This is a genomic window from Psychrobacter sp. DD43, from assembly GCF_904846555.1.
Classification (GTDB): domain Bacteria; phylum Pseudomonadota; class Gammaproteobacteria; order Pseudomonadales; family Moraxellaceae; genus Psychrobacter; species Psychrobacter cryohalolentis.
Map to the genome: position 1 here is coordinate 1 of NZ_CAJHBE010000038.1, position 3,192 is coordinate 3,192.

At 49.4% G+C, this 3,192-nt stretch carries 2 rRNA genes; both read right to left on the reverse strand.

Going from position 1 to position 3,192, the window contains the following annotated elements:
* Positions 1-16 precede the first annotated feature (16 nt).
* A 5S ribosomal RNA gene (gene rrf / locus JMX89_RS12670) occupies positions 17-130 on the reverse strand.
* Between the two features lie 181 nt (positions 131-311).
* Positions 312-3,173, reverse strand: a 23S ribosomal RNA gene (locus JMX89_RS12675).
* Between the last annotated feature and the right edge of the window lie 19 nt (positions 3,174-3,192).

Below are 3,192 nucleotides of genomic sequence, written 5' to 3' on the forward strand. Positions count from 1 at the left end.
TTATCTAGGAATAGAGAGCTGACGATGACCTACTCTCACATGGGCGAACCACACTACCATTGGCGCGACGATGTTTCACTTCTGAGTTCGGGAAGGGATCAGGTGGTTCCATCGTGCTATTGTCGTCAGCAAAGGGGGTTAGATATGAGTCTGTTATTATTGTTTTGACGTCAAGGTTTAGCTTGTTGTCGACCAACTTGTAACCTAACTGAATCAAGGTTAAAGGTGATATCGAAATTATATATATTCTATAGCCTAGGCTATACAAGATAGATTAATTAGAGCTTTCATACAAACCACTTGGGTGTTGTATGGTCAAGCCAAACGAGCAATTAGTACAGGTTAGCTACACACATCGCTGTGCTTCCACACCCTGCCTATCAACGTCGTAGTCTTCAACGGCTCTTTAGGGAAATCTAATCTTGAGGTGGGCTTCTCGCTTAGATGCTTTCAGCGATTATCCCATCCGAACGTAGCTACCGGGCAATGCCACTGGCGTGACAACCCGAACACCAGAGGTTCGTCCACTCTGGTCCTCTCGTACTAGGAGCAGATCCTCTCAAATTTCCAACGCCCACGGTAGATAGGGACCGAACTGTCTCACGACGTTCTAAACCCAGCTCGCGTACCTCTTTAAATGGCGAACAGCCATACCCTTAGGACCTGCTTCAGCCCTAGGATGAGATGAGCCGACATCGAGGTGCCAAACACCGCCGTCGATATGAACTCTTGGGCGGTATCAGCCTGTTATCCCCAGAGTACCTTTTATCCGTTGAGCGATGGCCCTTCCATACAGAACCACCGGATCACTAAGACCTACTTTCGTACCTGCTCGACTTGTGGGTCTCGCAGTTAAGCGCGCTTTTGCCTTTATACTCTACGACCGATTTCCGACCGGTCTGAGCGCACCTTCGTACTCCTCCGTTACTCTTTAGGAGGAGACCGCCCCAGTCAAACTACCCACCATACATTGTCCTCGGTATTGTTATACCTGAGTTAGAACCCCAACATGACCAGGGTGGTATTTCAAGATTGGCTCCACAAACACTAGCGTGTCTGCTTCAAAGCCTCCCACCTATCCTGCACAAGTCAGGTCAAAGTTCAATGTAAAGCTGTAGTAAAGGTTCACGGGGTCTTTCCGTCTAGCCGCGGGTACACAGCATCTTCACTGCGATTTCGATTTCACTGAGTCTCTGCTGGAGACAGCGCTGCCATCATTATGTCATTCGTGCAGGTCGGAACTTACCCGACAAGGAATTTCGCTACCTTAGGACCGTTATAGTTACGGCCGCCGTTTACTGGGGCTTCGATCAAGAGCTTCGCTTACGCTAACCCCATCAATTAACCTTCCAGCACCGGGCAGACATCACACCCTATACGTCCACTTTCGTGTTTGCAGAGTGCTGTGTTTTTAATAAACAGTTGCAGCAGCCTGGTATCTGCGACTGCCAACAGCTCAAGGAGCAAGTCCTATCACCATCGGCAGCGTACCTTCTCCCGAAGTTACGGTACCATTTTGCCTAGTTCCTTCAGCAGAGTTCTCTCAAGCGCCTTGGTATTCTCTACCTGATCACCTGTGTCGGTTTAGGGTACGATTCGTTTATAACTATTGCTTAGAAGCTTTTCCTGGAAGCATGGTATTTGCCACTTCGCTGTACAAGTACAGCTTGCTATCAGATCTCAGCATAATGACAGTCCGGATTTGCCTAAACTGTCTGCCTACATCCTTTCACCTGGACAACCAACGCCAGGCTGACATAACCTACTCCGTCCCTCCATCGCATTATAAACAAGTATCGGAATATTAACCGATTTCCCATCGACTACGCCTTTCGGCCTCGCCTTAGGGGTCGACTCACCCAGCCCCGATTAACGTTGGACTGGAACCCTTGATCTTCCGGCGTGCGAGCTTTTCACTCGCATTATCGTTACTCACGTCAGCATTCGCTCTTGTGATACCTCCAGCATGCCTTACGACACACCTTCACAGGCTTACACAACGCTCCCCTACCACTTGAAAACAAATTCAAATCCGCAGCTTCGGCTCCTAGTTTGAGCCCCGTTACATCTTCCGCGCGGGCCGACTCGACTAGTGAGCTATTACGCTTTCTTTAAAGGATGGCTGCTTCTAAGCCAACCTCCTAGCTGTCTATGCCTTCCCACCTCGTTTCCCACTTAACTAGGAATTTGGGGCCTTAGCTGGCGGTCTGGGTTGTTTCCCTCTCCACAATGGACGTTAGCACCCACTGTGTGTCTCCCGGATATCACTCATCGGTATTCGGAGTTTGCATCGGTTTGGTAAGTCGGTATGACCCCCTAGCCGAAACAGTGCTCTACCCCCAATGGTGTTCGTCCGAGGCGCTACCTAAATAGCTTTCGGGGAGAACCAGCTATCACCGAGTTTGATTAGCCTTTCACCCCTATCCACAAGTCATCCCCTAGCTTTTCAACGATAGTGGGTTCGGTCCTCCGGTGCCTGTTACGGCACTTTCAACCTGCTCATGGATAGATCACTCGGTTTCGGGTCTATGCCCTGCAACTAAACGCCCTATTAAGACTCGGTTTCCCTACGGCTCCCCTAAACGGTTAACCTTGCTACAGAACATAAGTCGCTGACCCATTATACAAAAGGTACGCGGTCACCCTAATAAATTAAGGCTCCCACTGCTTGTACGCACACGGTTTCAGGTTCTATTTCACTCCCCTCACAGGGGTTCTTTTCGCCTTTCCCTCACGGTACTGGTTCACTATCGGTCAGTCAGGAGTATTTAGCCTTGGAGGATGGTCCCCCCATCTTCAAACAGGATTTCTCGTGTCCCGCCCTACTTAATATGTTAACGCTAATGTTTCGAATACAGGACTATCACCTACTACGGTCAGCTTTCCCACGCTGTTCTTCTACATTAGCATTAATCGGCTTCTCCCCGTTCGCTCGCCGCTACTTGGGGAATCTCATTTGATGTCTTTTCCTAAGGGTACTGAGATGTTTCACTTCCCCTCGTTTGCCTCTTGTACAAGTACAAGATACCTACCTTATGGTAGGTGGGTTTCCCCATTCAGAAATCTCCGGATCACAGGATATTGCCGCCTCCCCGAAGCTTATCGCAGGCTGTCACGTCTTTCATCGCCTCTGACTGCCAAGGCATCCACCATGTGCGCTTCATTACTTGACCATACAACCCCAAGTAGTCT